Here is a 1,408-nt window from a genome sequence, read left to right as displayed (position 1 = left end):
ATGTACAACCATCTGCGCGAGAACCCCGATGTGTTGCAGCCATTACCTGGTCTTACGATGGAAAATCACGTACTGGGTGAACAGGCGGCTCAGTTCGAGCTGACGCTGGACACCACCGAGCGGCCGGATGGGCAAGTCGGCGCCCTGTTCAGCTATGCCGCGGAGTTGTTCGAAGCGGCCACCATTGAACGGCTGGGTGCGCACTATCTTCATCTTCTCCAGCAACTGGCCGAACATCCTGAACGCATCCTGGGCGACATTGATATTCTGAGTGGAGAGGAGAGGGAACAGCTTAGGGCCTGGGGTGTCAACGAGCAGCGCTATGCGGATGCTGAGCCGGTGCACCGTTTGATCGAACGGCAGGTGGAGGCCTGTCCGGAGGCGGTGGCGCTGATCTTTGGCGACACCGAGCTGAGCTATGCGGAGCTTAACCAGCGGGCGAACCGGCTGGCGCACCGGCTGATTGCCTTGGGGGTCAAGGCCGAGACCAGGGTGGGCATTGCGGTGGAGCGCTCGCTCGAGATGATCGTAGGCCTGCTGGCGATCCTCAAGGCTGGGGGCGCGTATGTGCCGCTGGACCCGGAGTATCCGCAGGAGCGGCTGAACTACATGGTGACGGACAGCGGCATTGGCTTGCTGCTGACGCAAAGCCATATCCGGGCACGCATTCCGCATGCGGCGCAGTGCGCGGTGCTGGAACTGGACACGGTGGACGTGAGCGGGGAAGCGGCAGGCAATCCCGCCGTAGGCGTGCACGGGGATAATCTTGTGTATGTCATCTATACCTCCGGCTCTACCGGCAAACCCAAGGGCGTGGGTGTGGCCCATGGGCCTCTGTCGATGCATGTCCAGGCTATTGGTGAAGTTTATGGTATGACAGCAGTGGATCGAGAGCTTCAGTTTGCATCGATCAATTTTGATGGTGCGCACGAACGCTGGCTTGTACCCCTGGCCTTCGGCGCGGCATTGATGCCACGTGACAATGATATCTGGCCTGTTGATCGCACCGTTGCCGAGATTGCGAAGCATCGGATAACCATCGCCTGTTTTACGCCCGGTTATCTGCATCAACTGGCTGAGCTAATAGGTAATGCTGGCCGGAGTTTGCCGATCCGCTCCTACACCGTCGGCGGCGAAGCAATGACTCGCGCCAGCTTTGATTTTGTGCAAGAAGTACTCCAGCCCCCCCGCATTGTCAATGGCTATGGCCCCACCGAGACGGTCATTACTCCCCTGATTTCAAAAGCTTATCCTGGTACTGGATTTGAGTCCGCCTATATGCCGATTGGTCATCCCGTCGGGGATCGGTCAGCCTACATTCTTGATTCTGACCTCAATCCGGTTCCGCAGGGTGTAGCAGGCGAATTGTATCTGGGGGGAGGTGGATTGGCGCGCGGCTACCTCAATC

General features: G+C 58.8%; 1 protein-coding gene. It reads left to right on the top strand.

The window, feature by feature from the left end; all coding sequences use genetic code 11:
• Nucleotides 1–1,408: AMP-binding protein (locus tag SQ11_RS15190; RefSeq protein ID WP_041515044.1), on the top strand; the 1,408-nt coding region annotated here is incomplete at both ends.

The sequence above is a fragment of the Nitrosospira sp. NpAV genome (genome assembly GCF_000832065.1).
GTDB lineage: Bacteria > Pseudomonadota > Gammaproteobacteria > Burkholderiales > Nitrosomonadaceae > Nitrosospira.
This window is presented reverse-complemented; position numbering and strand designations above follow the sequence as displayed.